Source organism: Maribellus comscasis (genome assembly GCF_009762775.1).
Classification (GTDB): domain Bacteria; phylum Bacteroidota; class Bacteroidia; order Bacteroidales; family Prolixibacteraceae; genus Draconibacterium; species Draconibacterium comscasis.
Genome location: NZ_CP046401.1, coordinates 7,474,415 through 7,490,927 on the forward strand (window position 1 = coordinate 7,474,415; position 16,513 = coordinate 7,490,927).

Consider the following 16,513-nt stretch of genomic DNA (forward strand, 5'->3'; position numbering starts at 1 on the left):
ATGAAAACAATCAATAAAGCAAACAATAAACGGAGTACGTTCGCTGTACTTTTCTATATCAACAAATCGAAAGTAAAAAAGAATGGTTTATGCCCTGTAATGGGGCGTATAACCATTGACGGGAAAGTTGCACAATTCAGTACAAAAGCAACTATTAATCCCGGATGCTGGGATGCCAAAAACGGCAGGGCAACAGGAAAAACAAAAGAAGCCCATGTTCTGAACCGGAAACTTGACAAATTACAAACCGAAATCCAAAGCCATTATTCCCGGATGGTTCTGGAAGATGGTTATGTAACCGCCGAAGGGGTAAAAAACACCTTGAACGGTATCGGAAAGAAAGCTACCAACCTGCTCGAACTGTTCCGGGAACATAACGAGGAGTTTAAACTCCGGGTAGGTGTTAACCGGGTGAAAGTAACTTATGAGTATTATCGTCATTCTTACCGGATACTTGAAGCATTTTTGAAACTTCGTTACCACATAAACGATATTGCGCTGTATCAACTAAACCACCGGTTTATTGATGCGTATGATTTTTACCTGCGTGTAGATAGAAGGATGACAGCAAACACGGTACTGAACCACATTATCCCGCTTCGCAAAATAATACGCAGGGCAATCAGTCAAGACACCTTGAAACGTGACCCGTTTGCCAGCTATGTTCCAGAAAAACCATTGAAGCAACGGCGGCACCTGACAATGGATGAATTTCAAAAACTGCTGAACACGCCAATAGCAGAAAAACATCTCGAATATGCACGGGATATGTTCCTGTTTGCCTGTTTTACCGGTTTGGCGTATGCCGATATGAAAAACCTTTCAGAAAAGCATTTGAGAGAGGACAGAAATGGTACATTATGGATTCGGATTGAACGACAGAAAACCAAAAGTGAATGTAATATCCGGCTGTTGAATATGGCTATCCAAATCATTGAAAAATACAGGCATGAGCGAACAGATGACAGGATTTTCCAAATGAAAACACTAAAATCCATTGATGAGAACCTGAAAACCATTGCCCGAAAATGCGGGATTGAAAGCCGACTGACCCACCACATGGGACGCCACACGTATGCAACCCAGGTTTGCTTGTCTCAGGGGGTTCCGATTGAAACGCTCAGTAAAATGATGGGGCACCGGTCTATCCAGACCACACAGGTTTATGCTAAAATTACCAATCAAAAAGTGAATGAGGATATGAAAATCCTGTCCAACCGGATAGAGAATAAATATAAATTGGTGAAAGAGAGATTGCCTGAAAAGTTCTCTAAAAATCAATATTACAAGTAAAATTGTGCCCTTCTGTTCAAGTATATTTATACTTAATGTCTGCATTATCCTTATCTTTACTGGTAAAAACAAAGACACAAAATGGAAATCATATTTTTATTGGAAAGTAAGCACGGACATATTGGCGACGTCTATTATGACTGGCAATGCCCTTTTGTGCCCCGCATTGAAGAAGGGGTTAGTATTGAGAATATTTTTGATGAAGGCCGCTTTGTCGTTTCCGAAGATGATAAAATAGAATCGAAAGTAGATAACGTAGAAGCCTATGTGAAAAGTTTACTTTGGAAAGTTACCGGTTCTACCTGGTGTAAGAAGGACGAATATTACATGCTTATCAGTCTGTTGGGAGAATAAAAAATCTTGATTTTGAACTTCAATATCAAGATTTTTGCAATCTGTAACAAATGAGAAGCCGTTTATTTTACTGCGCTATCTTCCAGCCGTTTTAAAACCTTGGATTGTTTATACAGTATTTTACCCTTAATTCGAATAAACGGTATTTTACCCGTATCCCTCCAGTCCTGTAAAGTTCGGGAAGAAATATGCAACATCCGGCAAACATCACGGTTTGACAGGAATTTTTCCCCATTCAGGTGCGGAGTACGATTTTTAAGGGCTTGCTGTATGATGTTTAACAACTCATCAAGCTCCTCAAAAAGAGAAACGATTTCCGTTGATTTTTTGTCCAGTATTTCCATGTCTTTTTGATTTTTAGTTTCGTATATAATCCCCTAACAAGGAGAGGTTTAATATATCCAGCTTAGCATCATAGCCAATAGCCATTCGTCTCAGGTTATAATTGATAAAGAACCCTTCTTCATCTTCCTGTATTTCATAGGTTGCAGGACTGGCCTGTTTGCTTGTTTCGTTTATATGGATGATGCTAAGTAAATAGATTTCCCCATCCCGGTAAATAATAACTGTTGGGGTCAGGTTTATGCTTTCCCATGTTCCGGTCAGCCTGTCCGGGTTGATATATTTCGTTTCCATGACTGCTGTTATTTTTGGGGTTGTGACTGGTTAATGAGGTTCTCAATATCTGCTACTTTGTAATAGCATTTTCTACCTATTTGCGAATACGGAAGGATGCCGTTATCCCGGTACGACTGTAAAGTTCGCCTCGATATTTGCAGAAGTTCACAAACTTCATCATTGTCCAACCATTTGTTCCTGTCTCGGCTGTCCCCGCACAGGCTCTTTACCTGCCGGGAGAAATCTTCAAAACGTTCTTTTATTTGCCCGAAAGTTTTGCTTTCAATTGCTACAATATCCATAATTCAATTTATTTAACTGGTTATTAAAACTGTTCTCATTGCAATGATTTTCAGGTGAAGTAAAACAGATTCACAATTGGTTTTTGGAAATTTGCAGCAATGACCGGTGTTGTCGCGAAGTGGCATAAAAGCCACCGTTAAACTGGCGAAAGTTATTCTCGCATCCCGGTTATCCCCGTGGGTCGCCGCCCTTCAAACGGCTGGGCAGACCTAAGCGGGAGATAACCGGTAAGGTGCGGGAAATAACTTTTGGCACATTCCAATATTACTTTTTAAAGCCTTTCCTGCGTTTCTTCTTTTTTCGGGGCTGTTGTTGTTGCTGGTTGTCAGTAAAAGTATCATCCAATGGAAGAATTGAAAATAAAGACGACAAAGCGTTTTCGTTTGTCTGCTGTGGCATAGAGATATTTGAGCCTGCTCTTAATTCTGTTTTCGTTTGTGCCTCAGCAGCATTTTTCTTTTCACCGGCATAGGGTATTTCATTGGCTCCCGATTCTCGTTCCTGCATTTTGAGCTGGTCTGTTAGACTGCCGTTTTTCATGGTGTTGTAATATTCAAAGGATTCGGTTAATGACCGGTTATGGTTAAATAACCTGTCAAAACCTCTTTCAGCCTGTCGGAACAAGTTAGACCTATCAAAGCCGCCCTTGATTACCCCTTTCTTTGTATTTTTATGATTGGTCAACGGGGACAGCTTCTTTTTATTTGATTGGTCTTTGCGGCTGACAATTAAATGACAGTGCATGTTGTGTTTGTTTTCGGAACGGTCGCGACTGAAATGGATTTTACCAAAGAATTTAATGTTTTCTGCCGATAAGTCTTTATTGAAGTTTCGGGCATATTCGGGAATAAATACTTCACGGATGTATCGTTTCATATTTTCTGCCTGTTCTGCTTGAGTGTTTCCCATCCTTTGAATTTCCTTTTCCGAGGGGCTGACATGGATAGCGTAAAATTTAGCATCGGTTTTCATTAACTGACCAATGTTGCTGTCTATTTCTTTTATGACCTGCGATTTGTAAATATCGTTTTCCTTTAGGTTGAAAAAGTTTTCGGTATAAATGCCTTGCTGCATCCGCTCTAAATCTTCATGTTCGAGGTAATTGGCTAGCCTCCGGCTGCTGCCTGCGTTGTTATAAACCCCGTTTTTAGATGGTGGTGGGAAGTCGATATTCATAGCTCCCTCAATCTTGTTTTTACTGGTCGTTTTTCAAATTGGTGATTTCTGTTTTCAGTGTTTCCTTACGCTTTCCGTCCATCACCCCGCAGTTTGCTAAATCTGTATAAAGGCTAACCAACTTCAACAGTTTCGAGCTTTCTTTTTGTTGTAACTGGTGCAAAGCATTGATTTGCCGGGACTGGTTATTTATCGCATCGGCATGTTTGCTAAACTGGTCGCTAATTTTTTGCAGTATAGCATATTGTTTCTCCCGGTTTGCTCCCAGTTGGGAAAGGATTAAGTTTTCCAATGTTTTGGCAATACTGTCAAAACGGGTGGCAATCGAATGGCTTGTCCGTATCATCGGGTTAAGCTGCTGTTCTTCGTAGTGCCGGATAAAACGGATAATATCATCCTGCCTTTTATTGATTCTGGAAAGCTCGGCTTTTACAGATTCGGGGGCATCTGCCGGGTTAATATGGGCTTTCTCCAAATATTGAAAAGCAAGTTTCACTACTTCACCCTTTTTCAGCGAATAGCGTTTACATACCTTTTCCACCAAAGCGTTGGTTTCTTTATCTATCCCGATAGTCGTGAATTGGGTTTTCCGGTATTGATTGCCCATGTGTTATAACTATTTTATGACTATTTAATACGTTAACACCCTTATAATAAGCGATAAATGAAAAACGGTTATTACAGGTGTTATAACAGCGTGTTATTGTAACACGCTAAAGCCGAAGGCTTTCCCCGAAGGGCAAGAGGGAAAGAACAGGACTTGTCCAGTTCCCTCTTGCTTAATTCAGCGGAATAATCAAAGCCGGTAGGCGGGATTGTTCCTGCTGAATGCGGAGCCATTAAACAGGAGGCATAAGCTAAAAACAGACTCCTTCATTTGCGTTATTCTGCTTAGGTTAAAGGGCAGAATCATTTATCCCCGCGAGTAGCTTTTTCAAACTGTTTGAATTGCTGTAATTCCATGTACTCGCGGACAAATGCCCGCACATCGGAGGTGCGGTAATAAGTTTTATGGCCTATCATAAAATAGGGGAGCTTTTTATTTGTTCGGTAGCGTTGCAAGGTACGATAAGATACTTTCAGGAGAAAAGCCAAATCCTGGTTGTCCAGTAATTTATCATTTTCATCCAAAATGTTTACCTCGCCTTTTCCTGTCATCTCTTTTATGTCCCGCCCAATCTCATTTAGTTTTGCAGAGAGCTTTTCCATCCACTTTTCAAATTCGTCGTTATTGATATACATGATTTTGCTTTGTTTTTCTGATTAAACATTAAGTTCTCAATCGATTGACAGAGCAAAGGACGGCAGATGGAAGTGACAGAAAAAGAGGAGTAGTTAACTACTCCCCTGAGTAATGCCTGTAATAACATTATTAACAGAGGCTTATAAAACCATCTTCTCTAATGTTTTCACCCGTTGTTTTTGGTGTTATCCTTCCGATGGATTAAAGATTTTAAAAAATCCAGTGTTTTGGTGAGATTGAAGGGTTTACGCCTGAACAGGGCATCCTGCTTGTCGTAGATACTCCCGAAACTAAAATTGAAAGCGTGCTCAAATGTTTGTGCCAACAGGGTTAGTGAAACGGCTTTCCCGCTTTTATCTTTCACCTCGCCCGACAGGAAAAGGCTGACAACAATTTCGGCCATACCGATAATACCCAGTCCTTTTGATTTGGGGACAATATACAGCTCAGACTTGAAAGTTTGTTCGGGTTGGTGGAACTGTTCAGGATACCGGATTTTTAGATATAACAGTTTTGTTTCAGAATCGATGAAGGTTAGTGTTTTCCGAAGATAGGTTTTCTTAAGCGCATTTTCCCCCCTGCCCATAAAAAGGTAATGCTCCCAGCGCATCAAACTCGATACGGGTAAGATTCAATTTCCGAAAAGCTTCTGTAAGGTTCATTTCGGTTTGATTGTCGATTCTTAACTGGCTTACAAAATCTTCATAGGCATCTTGTATTTCCTGGTTTGTTACTTGTGAAGGTTCAGACAATAGGTTGAACAACTTCGTTTTGGATAGATCATTCATAAGCATACTTTTTAGTGAATTAATACTTATATTAAAATCAAAGTTTTGTATGCTAAATAATTGTAATTATGCTTCTAAAAGATTCTTTATATTTTACTAAAACAACTTTGTGTTAATTTACATTGCTTGAATTTTGAAATACCGGGATATTAGGATTGCTACCTATCGCATATAATCGGACTATATGGTTTTCTATTAATATCTATTTTTACAAAGTTGCTATTGGTTTTATTACAGTTTTATTAGAACATATATCTATATAGTAGCCAAATTTTACCAGAATAGTTATTATTTCGGTCTGCTGGTCTAATGAAACCCTGTACTGTTTGAGGGTTTCGACTTCGGCTAATGTTCTTATTGTTTCCATAACAATAAAAATTCTATTTGATATTCAATTGTCTTGAACTCCTTTCAGCGGTGCAGTTGCTCTTTAAAAGCGGTTGTGTTCTACAGCCTTTCCTGCTTTTACAGTCTTCCGTCTGTTCTTTATGGCTTCCTATGCACATCTTATAAATAATTATCTGTCTATTTACACTCTTTTAATATTTCCTTTTAGATTAACTTAAATTTGTTGTTGCTGTTTCCTAGCAATAAATATTAATTAATATTAAATCATACATTTTTACTTGTAAATATTTAACTTCCCCCCCCGAATGAGACATTTCTAAATTATTCTTTCAATATAATAAAGACAGTTAACTATGGTACTATGATAGGGTAGATACGATAAGAACAAGCACTAAAATATCCTAATGCTCCATTAGTTATATTGGAAATTGGATTATCAGGCGATGCTGATTGGCTTCCTTCACTGCCAGCTGTTCTAAAATAGTCGTAAACCCCCTCGTCAATGGATTCTAACCGGATAGTAATTGAATCTCCTGTTTTAATCTTATAATCATTATTTGTTGAAGAAATTGAGTATTCAACACTTTCTCCATCATACAGTTCATCTCTTGTTACATGAAAATCACTTTGCTGAACATTATTGATAAATTCAATAAAACGATAATAGTTTTCAGTATCAATGGGATCTGTAAATTTAGAGGTGACCTGTTTCCCACTTCCAAAGACGGCATCTTCAATATAAACAGAATCAATATAAACAGCATTATTCATGGTAGAAGTTGCTGTGTAAGAAATTTCCTCAACAGTGACAACAAGACTATATGTATACCCTGGATTTCCAACAATTTTTGTAGTTATATACTCACCTGGGCTTTTCTCTACCAATGTATCAACAACGCCATGATCATCAGAAATTATAACAAGTGCCCCCGCAACAGGAGGGTATATACTCGATTCATAAAAATCAACCGTTTTTGAAATTTTAACGGAATATGGACCTGGTTGATCGTAAATGTTACCCTGAATGGCTATTTGGGGAGATACAGAATCTAAATTGAGATCAATTACTTTTTCACATGATGAAAATATTATCAAGATAGCAACTCCTAAATATATTATAATCTTATTCATGATCTTAGAATTTAAAGTTATATGTAAATGATGGAATAAATCGAAACAATGAAGTTTGTACAGCTTCAGTTTTAGTTGGATTATCTTCATTATCCCGGAAAGAAATAGTGTATGCATTTTGATGTCCGTAAGCATTATAAATAGAAAACGACCAACTGGATTCAAATTTATCAGTCTTTTTCCTTATCCAGGTAACTCCCAAATCAAGACGATGATATGCCGGCATGCGTCCTGCATTACGCTTAGTGTATAAATACATTGTTTTTCCATCAATTTCGTATTTACCACTTGGAAAAGTTACTGCATTACCCGTGTAATACACCCAGGAAGCTGAGAGGCTCCAACGTTTATTTAAATCATACATTCCAACTATTGAGATATCATGGGTTCTGTCCTGTTTTGCAGGATACCAATTACCGTTATTTATTTCATCTAATTTGCGCTCGGTACGTGATAAAGTATAACTAATCCATCCATTGAATCTTCCGTATTTCTTTTTTAAATATACCTCAAATCCATACGCCCGACCGTCTCCAAATAATATTTCCGATTCCACGTTATCATTGAAATTTAATTGAGCCCCATCCTTATAATCAATCTGATTTTGTAGTTTTTTATAATAAGTTTCTATTGAAAGTTCGTATTGATTTTTTCTAAAATTATGATAATATCCAAGTGAAGCTTGATCGGCTATTTCAGGTTTAACATTATTGCTGCTTGGAATCCACAAATCAGTAGGGTTCCCGGAAGTTGAATTAGAAAGCAAGTGTAGGTTCTGTGTATTACGGGCATAAGATGCTTTTACAGAACTTTTCTCGCTTAATAAAAAGTTAACTGAAATCCTTGGTTCAAGGTTTACATAGGTTTTTACAAATTCATTTGTACTATAGGTTGCTGTATCCTGAATATTACCTTCATTATCATATGTATAGAAATTACCGCCTCCCAAAAGGCTAAACATGGAAAGTCTAACTCCATATTCAATATCAACTTTGTCAGAGAGTTGATATTGATGTGAGATGTAAAAAGCGTTTCCCCATGCATATTTATTGCTCAAATCTTCGATATTTAAGCCTCCGTTTGATGTTATAGCTCCTGGAATAATCTTATGGTAGGTTGAATTAAATCCAAATTTTATTGCACTATTGTTTTTTGAAAAAAGTTGAAAATCTTGTTTTATACCATAATCCCGAATACGTGAAATAACATTCATATCCATTACATCACCAATATCAAGATTAATTTTATACAAATAATTGCTTAAAATAATTGAAGTATTTGAGAACACTCTATCTGAAAATAAATGATTCCACCGAACAGTTCCAGTGCTATTTCCCCAGTCGATTCCGAATTGACTAAATCCTAACTTATCTTTACCTAAATAACCGGAGATATAAACCCTGTTATTATCATTAATGCGGTAATTACCTTTTGCATTTAAGTCATAGAAATATAATTTGGCACCGTCTAAATCTTCATTATTAGAAAGTTTTAAAAACATATCAGCATAAGTGCGACGCCCCGATATAATAAATGAACCTTTATCTTTTACCAATGGACCTTCAATTGCTAAACGTGATGAAATCAAACCGATTCCACCACTAACCCAAAAATTTTGGTTATTGCCATCGTTCATCCTGATATCGAGTACTGAAGAAAGCCTACCTCCATATTCAGCAGGTTCATTCCCTTTAAAAACTGAAATACTTTTTATCGCATCTGAATTGAAAACCGAAAAGAACCCCAATAAGTGAGAAGCATTATAAACAGTAGCTTCATCAAGTAAAATCAGATTCTGATCGGAAGCTCCTCCTCTGACGTTAAAACCACTGCTTCCCTCACCTGATGATTTAATTCCGGGCATTAACTGTATAGTCTTTAGTACATCTTTTTCGCCAAAGAGTACAGGAATACTTTCAATCTCCTTAACATCCAGCTTTTGCATTCCCATTTGAGTTTGAGTTATATTTTCATCTTTTCTACGAGATGTAACCACAATATCTTTAATTTGAGTTACTTGTTCAGATAATGAAAAATCGAGTTTTAAAGAACTTGACACATTAATCTGTTGCTCTTGTGGGTCATAACCCAGATATTGAACGACTATGGTACATGTACCTGCTTTAACTGACAAAGAGTAATAACCATAAGCATTGGTAATTGTCCCTATGGTTAACTCTTTAATATAGATAGTTGCCCCTATTAGATCTTCTCCGGTTTTTGCATCTTTTATATTACCGCTTATAGTATAAATCTGTTGAGCTTTTATCTGAACAAATAAAAACAGACAGAATAAAAACAAATAAAATTTACGTTTTCTCATATTCTTTATGTGATTTTTATGTGACTTGAAGAATTTCTAAATAGCATAGAAATTGAAAAAAGAAATAAAATCCCTATTGGCAGGTAATTATAGTAGTCATGATTCAAATTAACCCCCATTGCTCCTCCCCAAAAGCAAAATACCAGTAAAAGCCCAATTAATTGGGTGTTTTCAAAAAGAAAGACAGGTACAATGCAGAGTTCAATTATTGCTATCCAAACGATTTTATCTTTGGGTACTATTTGCGATAACTCTTCCAAATAGGGTGAAGAAAAAAATTTTATTAAAGCATCCAACGCCATCAGTAAAGACGGTACCCAATACAATTTCCTTCCTACTTTTTTTATCCTGTTCACTTTATACCGTCTTTAATTTGCGGAGCAAAGAAACTTTTATGCAGTATATTGGGAAAGTAATTATTGGTTGAAGTGTACAAATTTAGCTCTGAAATGACACTTCTTAATAAACGTGAGGCTTTTGCGTTTCATATCCCAGTACAAGCCGGAGAGTGTTGTGGAAATTTACCCCTTAGGGGACGGATATTTTCCTGAAAACTCAACTATGGAGATATACCAGAGATATTAGACCTGAGCCAGCCACGCTATAAATGAGGGGGCTTTAAGACGGCTAACCAGTATTTTTTCAGAATATGCAATGGTCAAATTAATCAGAATTTTCCTGTTAAAATGCCGGGAGGCGTCTTTTATTGCTTTTCGACTAACGAGATATTGGCGGTTTGCCCTGAAAAATGAAGCGCCACAAATGCCTTCAAGTTCTTCGACGGAATGAGTCAGAATATGTTTTTTTTGATTAAAAGTTAGGGCAAATACGTATTTATTTTCACAATAAAACAGAGCAATTTCCTGAATATTAATCGGAATAATCTTTTCTCCCTGATTGATGATAATTGATGAGGCTGGTTGTTTCGTTATCTGCTGCTCTGCTTTTTGAATTAATTTATTATTGTCTTGAGTTGTAAAGTTTAATTTTAAGGTTTGATATTTCACTAATGCTTCGGAGACAGAAGATTTATTGAAAGGTTTGAGAATGTAATGAATCCCGTTTGCATTAAATGCTTCCAAAGTGTATTTATCAAAGGCTGTACAAAAAATAACAGGCACAGTTATTTTGATACTTTTAAAAATATTAAAACATAATCCATCAGTGAGTTGTATATCTGAAAAAATCAGATTAAAATCATCTTCTGTTTTAAAGAATTCTACGGCTTGTTTTACAGAAGATAAAATACTGACTATTTCAAGGTCGCCGTCTATTTTTTTTAACGTATCAGCTAAATCCTGCGCTGTTCGTTTTTCATCTTCAATTATAACAGTTTTAATCATACCTTTTACTGATTAATTTGAGTGTCACTCTAAAATTCATAGAAGATTCTTCTATATTAATTTCTTGTCCTGTACTTAGTTTGTACCTTTTTTTAAGGTTATTAAGCCCTATGCCACTCTTTGTTTCACCCGGTGGTTTAGGTAATTTATTGTTTGAGACAATAAGGTTTCCATTGTCAAAAACGATGTCAATTTTTAAAGTGTTTTCATTGTTAAAAGCGTTGTGCTTTATGGCATTTTCTACTAATGATTGTAGCGCGTACACGGGAATTTCAAATTGAGAAATCATATTGTCAGGGATGGATATTTTATAATATAGAGCATCTTCAAATCGAATTTGCTGTAAATCAATGTAATTTTTGGTAAACTCCAGTTCTTCACAAAGCGGGATAATCGTGTTTTGGTGTGCTGTTGCCGTAAATCTTAGAAAGTTGGAAAGTTTAACAAGGTATTCTTGTGCTAATTCTGTATCTGTGCCAATGATTGATTTAAGTGTACTAAATGAATTAAACAAGAAATGAGGCTGCAACTGTTGAATTAGCTGCTGATGTTCTGCCTCTAAATGCTTAATCTTTAAATTGGCTAATTCACTTTCAGTTTGTGATTTTTGAGAACGCATTATCATATTGTTTACCATAATAAGAACGATAGCATTTAGCGATAATATATTTGTTAATTGTAGTATAACAGATGGGGTTGTGTGGCTCTCATTGGATATTATATCTGTGGTAATGGATGCAAACGCGAAGAAAATCAACAAAAACATATAGCTGAGCGTGTACCTTTTCCAGCTTGTTTTTGCTCCGGTAGTGTTTTCTATATTCAAAACAAATATATTAATCAACCAAATAAACAGGGATAATATGGTGATAACAATCACTCCAACTAAAAAACGGGCGACTGTTTGATGTGTTAAGAGGGCTATAACAGAACATTCAAAAAGTGCTATTATAGGCGAAGTGATTATCGCTGTTTCATAAAGTTCTTTTTTGTTGGTTTTGATGCACATATTTTTCAGGTTTTACTTGAAAGCTACAAATGTACAATATCTATGAGAATTATAGAGTCGCTTGTAGGTTAAGGTATTAAGAAGGGGATTGCACTCTTTGGTAAAGCTTTGGTTGTAACGTTGGCTCGTGGGGCTTTGGCAATGTGTGCAATGTGGGTGGGCTTGTCAATGTTGCAAATAATTATACCTTTGCAAAAGAGTTATTTGAAACAATGGAAAAACTAAGCAGACCAAAGAGTTTTGCTCGTTTCTAAACCATTACCTATTCTGGGTTTCTTTTTTTCAAGTTATTGTTTTACAGTTAGATATTTTAAAATGTTATAGTTGTCGCAAATGTGTGGCGGGCCAAGTGAAAAGTAAGGTGCTTTTTGATTCCACAAATATCAGCAATCTCCTTTAAATATGCATTCAGGTTTTGATTTGAGATTAACGGAAAGATTGTTCCCCTCGAAAACGACTTGGGATGCTCTCTGTATTTTTTAATAGTTGCCTTTGCTTTGGGCAATAAAGGAACCGGCACCGGATTATCCGTTTTTTCCCGATGCGTAAAAATCCATAGTTCACCATCAATCCCGCACTGTAAATTTGTCGGGGAAAGTCGCATCACATCTCCATAAGTAAGTCCTGTATAACAACTGAAAACAAACAAGTCACGAACATATCTTAATCTTTGAATTTCAATATTCTTATTTTCAAGCTTATGAAGTTCTTCTCCTGTTAAACATTCACGATTGACCTTCTTGAATTTTAACCGGTAGGAAGCAAAAGGATTTTTATTGATCCATTCCATTTTAACGGCCAGTGTTATGACCTTACGTAAACGTTCCAGATGCTTCATAACTCCATTATTCCCTAACGGTTTGTGATGGTCCAGCGGTTGGTAATTGCGTAAAAAGTTTTCGAACTCGCTGATGAACTTGTAATTTAAAAGAGTAAGTGGAATATCCTTTCTCTTTAAATGAGCTTCCAGATATAAAACCATGTACTTTTTTGTTGTGAAATAGTTTTTCAAGGTTCCCCATTTTAAAACTTTTTGCATTTGATCGTTATGGTAATCAAATAATTCTAACAGCGAATAACCGGAATCGTCTAATCCTAAAAAACGGTTTTTAACAGCAGTCGGTGTAATTTCCTCATTCTCGACCACTAAATCCTGGTAATGTTCAACTAATATTGTTCTAACCTGTTCAAGAAAAGAGTTTAGGTTTTTGTATTCGTCCTTCCACGATTTGACCCTTCCCTTTCGACTGTCCCAATCCCTGACTGTGATCGATTTTTTGACAGATACCTCACAACGTTGTCTATTTACTGAGATTCTCGCAAATATCGGGGCATTCCCGTTTTTTGCCTTTTCTTTTCGGATAACAAAATGGACACCAAATGTAGCTGTAAGTGTTTTTCTTTTCATATCAAATTAAAATAAACCATTAAAAAGGTCACCATATAGGTCACCTGAAAAGTTTCATTTTAGTTCAAAACACATTAAATGAAACTAAACAACAATCTTCTGTACCATCAGTATTAACTGTGCATACAGAATAAAAGGTGACCTAAATCTAAAAAAATATTCAGGTCACCTTATAGTTCACGTGGGAACTGGTTTTTAATGGTCTAAAATGATATGTTAAAAAATCAAAAAAGCCCACAAACACTGGCGTTTGCGGACTTTTGATATCCTTTGAATTCCCTTCAAGTCGGGGTAGCAGGATTCGAACCTGCGACCCCCTGCTCCCAAAGCAGGTGCGCTAACCGGACTGCGCTATACCCCGAATTTTACTAAAATTAACTAGTGGACAATTATATCCAATATGCGGTGAGGGCGGGATTCGAACCCGCGGTACAGTGTTACCCGTACGCTGGTTTAGCAAACCAGTGGTTTCAGCCACTCACCCACCTCACCATGCAGGTTTATTGCTAAAATAAATTGGCTTTAGTAACCAACATTTTTTATTTATTATTCTCAAAGAACAAAGGCTGTAAACCTGTTTTTTTCGTGCGTGCAAATGTATTAATTGTTTTTACATTGGCAAAATCTTTTCAAAAAATATTTGACTAATTTTTACTTCTGAATTTTTCGTACTCCATTCCCTCTTTTTGTTGGATTCATTTAATGGCTGAAGTAAAATAATACAACAAACTAAATCAAAGTTCTGAATATCATAAAAATAGTTTAAATTACATTATTTTGAATAAGAAGCTTTTCTCCATATTCAAATACCACAATTAACTATATGAACAACAATACATTACACTTAAACCAATAAAGAAAAAGGTTAAAAAACTTGCAAAAATAAAAGCTACGAACTACATTTGATTTAAGAAATCAGAGTTCTTTGACTGGAAAAAAGATATTGTCCGCATTGATTCATCAGTTGGTAAACTCAACAGAAAAATTTAAACCGAGTAAGCTCTTTATGGTCGCTAAAACAGGCCTTGTAGTCCCGAATTTTTGGGATGAGTCCTCGGACCGGTGGAAGTTTGATCGACCGGGCGCTCAAATCCTGTTAATCAGGGGTTTTACACAAACGGAATTAATGCGGATTTTTTTTGTCTAAAATTTTGAATTGAGTTGTTATCTTATCACCTTTAATTTCCTGTATTTGTCCCAAATCAAAATCAATTTCGTTATTTTTTAAAGACCTCGGATTAAAAAACTCATCCCCGGTGTCGTTAAACGCACGGTTTATGAGAGCTCACAGTAAGTATATTGAGGCAGGAAATAAATCCTTTTTTATAAAATAAAAAAGAGCCAGAAATAATCCGACTCTTTTTGTACCCCGGACGGGATTCGAATATTTTTTATAACTAATTTATTTACTGACACTTAAAATCATCAATTATTACAGGTCCCGATTTAGTCACTCTTTGAAATTCCCCATAATGTATTGTACTAAAATAGGAAAAATACTGAGAATTTCAGATAAAAGAAATCGAAAATTATTTTTAAGTATTCTTCAGTGGTAATATCAAGACCATATTTCGATTTCCCCTTTTATTGAATTAAAAATTGTGATACAAAACAACAGGTTAATGAAAAAAGACATTGGCTATCACTAATTCTATTTTAGCAGATTGAATTTAGAATTGGATATATCTTATTTTTATAAGCTGTTTATAAATTCCCTTCCCAAATGGCATATAATGGAATGTTTATCATCCACTCTTCTTCCTTATAATCGGTTAATGATGTTCGGATAGCTTTTGAAGGTTTGTATTTTTCACAGAAAAGCCGGAAGCTCTTCGCTTTCAGGTTTTCACCCGATTTTACTTCAACCGGAATAACCTTTCCTTCTTCCTGAATAACAAAATCAACTTCGGAAGTACTCCTTTCGTTTGTCCAATACCCTATATAACGCTCACTATTCAAACGTAGTTGCTGCATCACGTATTGTTCGGTAAGAGCGCCTTTGAACTCTGTAAAAATTTCATCTCCTTCAATAATTGTCCTCACATCCAGTCCGGCCATGGCACCAAGTAAACCGACATCGTGCAGGAACAATTTGAATATAGAAATTTCCTGGTATGCTGCCAGTGGAATTCCTGGTTTCGATATTCGGTGACTCTTCAGCAGTAAGCCGCAATCCACTAACCACTGAATGGCCAATTCAAAATCTTTGGCACGGGCGCCTTCTCTTAAGACCCCATACACGAATTTTTTATTTTCTTTGGCCAATTGTGATGGAATACTTTGCCAAACCATCCGAATCCGGGGAACGGTTTCATTAGATGCATGTTTTGAAAAATCACCTTCATACGAGTTAAGTATCCTGTTTTGAATCCGGCGGACTAATTGCCAGTCACGGGTCTGGATAAAAGCAGATACGACTTCAGGCATTCCCCCTATGTATAAGTAATAACGAAGATATTCTTTCAATTTTTCGGTAAAGACGGAAACAACGCTCCAGTTCTTCGCCATTAATGCATCGACCAGTGCCGATTCATTCAGTGAAAGCAGGAATTCATAAAACGAAAGTGGACGTAAGTCGAGGAAATCGACCTTGCCAACCGGAAACGAAACCTGGCTGTGCAATCCCATTCCAAGCAGTGAACCAGCCGCAATTACATGGTATTGAGGAGCATTTTCACAGAAATATTTCAGGGAAGTCACTCCACGTTCCGCCGACTGTATTTCATCAAGAACAATCAGTGTATCTTCTGCTGTTATCGTTGTTTGGGACTGTATCTGGAGTACTGTGATGATTCGCTCAATGTCAAAATCATTGGAAAAAATATTCTGTAATGCCGGGGTTTCTTCAAAATTTACATAAACGAGTTTGTTATAGGAGGTACGGCCAAACTCCTGTAAAAGCCATGTTTTCCCTACCTGTCGGGCACCTCTGACAATAAGCGGCTTACGGAATTTATCTTCTTTCCACCTTTTTAAGCTGACAATCAATTCCCGATACATACATTTATCCATTTAAATTTGATGCAAAACTACACTTTTATCAAGATAAATATGAATTTAAAACACATTTTTATCAATATAAGATTAAATTATTTTGTCATTTATAACAAACAAAAATACACTATAAGCAAAAATTGTTATTCATAATCTAAATTAATATCTGTTTATTTGTTGCC

The 16,513-nt window shown here is 36.3% G+C and carries 17 protein-coding genes and 2 tRNA genes; 2 read left to right on the forward strand and 17 right to left on the reverse strand.

What is annotated here, in order from left to right; genetic code table 11:
• Both GM418_RS30005 and GM418_RS30010 read left to right on the forward strand, forming a co-directional pair.
• Window positions 1-1,293, forward strand: coding sequence for a site-specific integrase (locus GM418_RS30005; protein WP_158871906.1), 1,293 nt, complete (start codon window positions 1-3; stop codon window positions 1,291-1,293).
• Between the two features lie 81 nt (window positions 1,294-1,374).
• Window positions 1,375-1,647 (forward strand): hypothetical protein, encoded by a 273-nt coding sequence (locus tag GM418_RS30010; RefSeq protein WP_158871908.1) that lies wholly within the window; start codon window positions 1,375-1,377, stop codon window positions 1,645-1,647.
• 62 nt (window positions 1,648-1,709) lie between these two features.
• On the opposite strand, the gene GM418_RS30015 is transcribed toward GM418_RS30010, so the two are convergent.
• The 17 genes from GM418_RS30015 to GM418_RS30095 all read right to left on the reverse strand — a co-directional run bounded on the left by GM418_RS30015 (window position 1,710) and on the right by GM418_RS30095 (window position 16,337).
• Window positions 1,710-1,991, reverse strand: coding sequence for a helix-turn-helix domain-containing protein (locus GM418_RS30015; protein WP_158871910.1), 282 nt, complete (start codon window positions 1,989-1,991; stop codon window positions 1,710-1,712).
• 13 nt (window positions 1,992-2,004) lie between these two features.
• Window positions 2,005-2,283: a DUF3876 domain-containing protein gene (locus tag GM418_RS30020; RefSeq protein WP_158871912.1), complete on the reverse strand. Its 279-nt coding sequence runs from the start codon at window positions 2,281-2,283 to the stop codon at window positions 2,005-2,007.
• Window positions 2,284-2,291: 8 nt separating this feature from the next.
• Complete coding sequence (locus tag GM418_RS30025; RefSeq protein WP_158871914.1) at window positions 2,292-2,567, reverse strand: helix-turn-helix domain-containing protein; 276 nt, start codon at window positions 2,565-2,567, stop codon at window positions 2,292-2,294.
• Between the two features lie 265 nt (window positions 2,568-2,832).
• The gene (locus tag GM418_RS30030; protein ID WP_158871916.1) at window positions 2,833-3,744 is read right to left on the reverse strand and encodes a DUF5712 family protein; all 912 of its coding nucleotides are present in this window, start codon (window positions 3,742-3,744) and stop codon (window positions 2,833-2,835) included.
• A 19-nt stretch (window positions 3,745-3,763) separates the two neighbouring features.
• Window positions 3,764-4,351, reverse strand: coding sequence for a BfmA/BtgA family mobilization protein (locus GM418_RS30035; RefSeq protein WP_158871918.1), 588 nt, complete (start codon window positions 4,349-4,351; stop codon window positions 3,764-3,766).
• Window positions 4,352-4,653: 302 nt separating this feature from the next.
• On the reverse strand, window positions 4,654-4,986 hold the full coding sequence (locus GM418_RS30040; protein ID WP_158871920.1) for a helix-turn-helix domain-containing protein: 333 nt from the start codon (window positions 4,984-4,986) through the stop codon (window positions 4,654-4,656).
• Between the two features lie 167 nt (window positions 4,987-5,153).
• Window positions 5,154-5,573, reverse strand: a complete 420-nt coding sequence (locus GM418_RS30045; RefSeq protein ID WP_158871922.1) for a hypothetical protein — start codon at window positions 5,571-5,573, stop codon at window positions 5,154-5,156.
• A complete protein-coding gene (locus GM418_RS30050) occupies window positions 5,548-5,775 on the reverse strand; it encodes a vWA domain-containing protein (protein WP_217447644.1) in 228 nt (75 codons plus the stop codon). Before GM418_RS30050 ends, GM418_RS30045 begins: the two co-directional genes overlap by 26 nt.
• Window positions 5,776-6,474: 699 nt before the next feature.
• A complete protein-coding gene (locus GM418_RS30055; RefSeq protein ID WP_158871926.1) occupies window positions 6,475-7,254 on the reverse strand; it encodes a DUF4249 domain-containing protein in 780 nt (259 codons plus the stop codon).
• Window positions 7,255-7,258: 4 nt separating this feature from the next.
• On the reverse strand, window positions 7,259-9,577 hold the full coding sequence (locus tag GM418_RS30060) for a TonB-dependent receptor (protein WP_158871928.1): 2,319 nt from the start codon (window positions 9,575-9,577) through the stop codon (window positions 7,259-7,261).
• Between the two features lie 5 nt (window positions 9,578-9,582).
• Window positions 9,583-9,933, reverse strand: a complete 351-nt coding sequence (locus tag GM418_RS30065; RefSeq protein WP_158871929.1) for a DoxX family protein — start codon at window positions 9,931-9,933, stop codon at window positions 9,583-9,585.
• A 225-nt stretch (window positions 9,934-10,158) separates the two neighbouring features.
• Window positions 10,159-10,920 carry a LytR/AlgR family response regulator transcription factor gene (locus GM418_RS30070; protein ID WP_217447645.1) on the reverse strand — a complete coding sequence of 254 codons (762 nt, stop codon included), beginning with the start codon at window positions 10,918-10,920 and terminating at the stop codon, window positions 10,159-10,161.
• On the reverse strand, window positions 10,913-11,929 hold the full coding sequence (locus GM418_RS30075) for a sensor histidine kinase (protein ID WP_158871930.1): 1,017 nt from the start codon (window positions 11,927-11,929) through the stop codon (window positions 10,913-10,915). Before GM418_RS30075 ends, GM418_RS30070 begins: the two co-directional genes overlap by 8 nt.
• 310 nt (window positions 11,930-12,239) lie before the next feature.
• The gene (locus GM418_RS30080) at window positions 12,240-13,337 is read right to left on the reverse strand and encodes a site-specific integrase (protein WP_158871931.1); all 1,098 of its coding nucleotides are present in this window, start codon (window positions 13,335-13,337) and stop codon (window positions 12,240-12,242) included.
• A 286-nt stretch (window positions 13,338-13,623) separates the two neighbouring features.
• Window positions 13,624-13,698, reverse strand: a tRNA-Pro gene (locus tag GM418_RS30085).
• A gap of 42 nt (window positions 13,699-13,740) precedes the next feature.
• A tRNA-Ser gene (locus GM418_RS30090) sits at window positions 13,741-13,829 on the reverse strand.
• Between the two features lie 1,212 nt (window positions 13,830-15,041).
• Window positions 15,042-16,337 carry an ATP-binding protein gene (locus tag GM418_RS30095; RefSeq protein ID WP_158871932.1) on the reverse strand — a complete coding sequence of 432 codons (1,296 nt, stop codon included), beginning with the start codon at window positions 16,335-16,337 and terminating at the stop codon, window positions 15,042-15,044.
• Window positions 16,338-16,513 lie beyond the last annotated feature (176 nt).

Bases quoted from the DNA above. Each gene is read 5' to 3' on its own strand.
- GM418_RS30010 (WP_158871908.1), top strand. From the start codon at position 1,375: ATGGAAATCATATTTTTATTGGAAAGTAAGCACGGACATATTGGCGAC.
- GM418_RS30025 (WP_158871914.1), bottom strand. From the start codon at position 2,567: ATGGATATTGTAGCAATTGAAAGCAAAACTTTCGGGCAAATAAAAGAA.
- GM418_RS30075 (WP_158871930.1), bottom strand. From the start codon at position 11,929: ATGTGCATCAAAACCAACAAAAAAGAACTTTATGAAACAGCGATAATC.
- GM418_RS30050 (WP_217447644.1), bottom strand. From the start codon at position 5,775: ATGAATGATCTATCCAAAACGAAGTTGTTCAACCTATTGTCTGAACCT.
- GM418_RS30080 (WP_158871931.1), bottom strand. From the start codon at position 13,337: ATGAAAAGAAAAACACTTACAGCTACATTTGGTGTCCATTTTGTTATC.
- GM418_RS30035 (WP_158871918.1), bottom strand. From the start codon at position 4,351: ATGGGCAATCAATACCGGAAAACCCAATTCACGACTATCGGGATAGAT.
- GM418_RS30095 (WP_158871932.1), bottom strand. From the start codon at position 16,337: ATGTATCGGGAATTGATTGTCAGCTTAAAAAGGTGGAAAGAAGATAAA.
- GM418_RS30020 (WP_158871912.1), bottom strand. From the start codon at position 2,283: ATGGAAACGAAATATATCAACCCGGACAGGCTGACCGGAACATGGGAA.
- GM418_RS30005 (WP_158871906.1), top strand. From the start codon at position 1: ATGAAAACAATCAATAAAGCAAACAATAAACGGAGTACGTTCGCTGTA.
- GM418_RS30060 (WP_158871928.1), bottom strand. From the start codon at position 9,577: ATGAGAAAACGTAAATTTTATTTGTTTTTATTCTGTCTGTTTTTATTT.
- GM418_RS30055 (WP_158871926.1), bottom strand. From the start codon at position 7,254: ATGAATAAGATTATAATATATTTAGGAGTTGCTATCTTGATAATATTT.
- GM418_RS30030 (WP_158871916.1), bottom strand. From the start codon at position 3,744: ATGAATATCGACTTCCCACCACCATCTAAAAACGGGGTTTATAACAAC.
- GM418_RS30070 (WP_217447645.1), bottom strand. From the start codon at position 10,920: ATGATTAAAACTGTTATAATTGAAGATGAAAAACGAACAGCGCAGGAT.
- GM418_RS30015 (WP_158871910.1), bottom strand. From the start codon at position 1,991: ATGGAAATACTGGACAAAAAATCAACGGAAATCGTTTCTCTTTTTGAG.
- GM418_RS30040 (WP_158871920.1), bottom strand. From the start codon at position 4,986: ATGTATATCAATAACGACGAATTTGAAAAGTGGATGGAAAAGCTCTCT.
- GM418_RS30045 (WP_158871922.1), bottom strand. From the start codon at position 5,573: ATGGGCAGGGGGGAAAATGCGCTTAAGAAAACCTATCTTCGGAAAACA.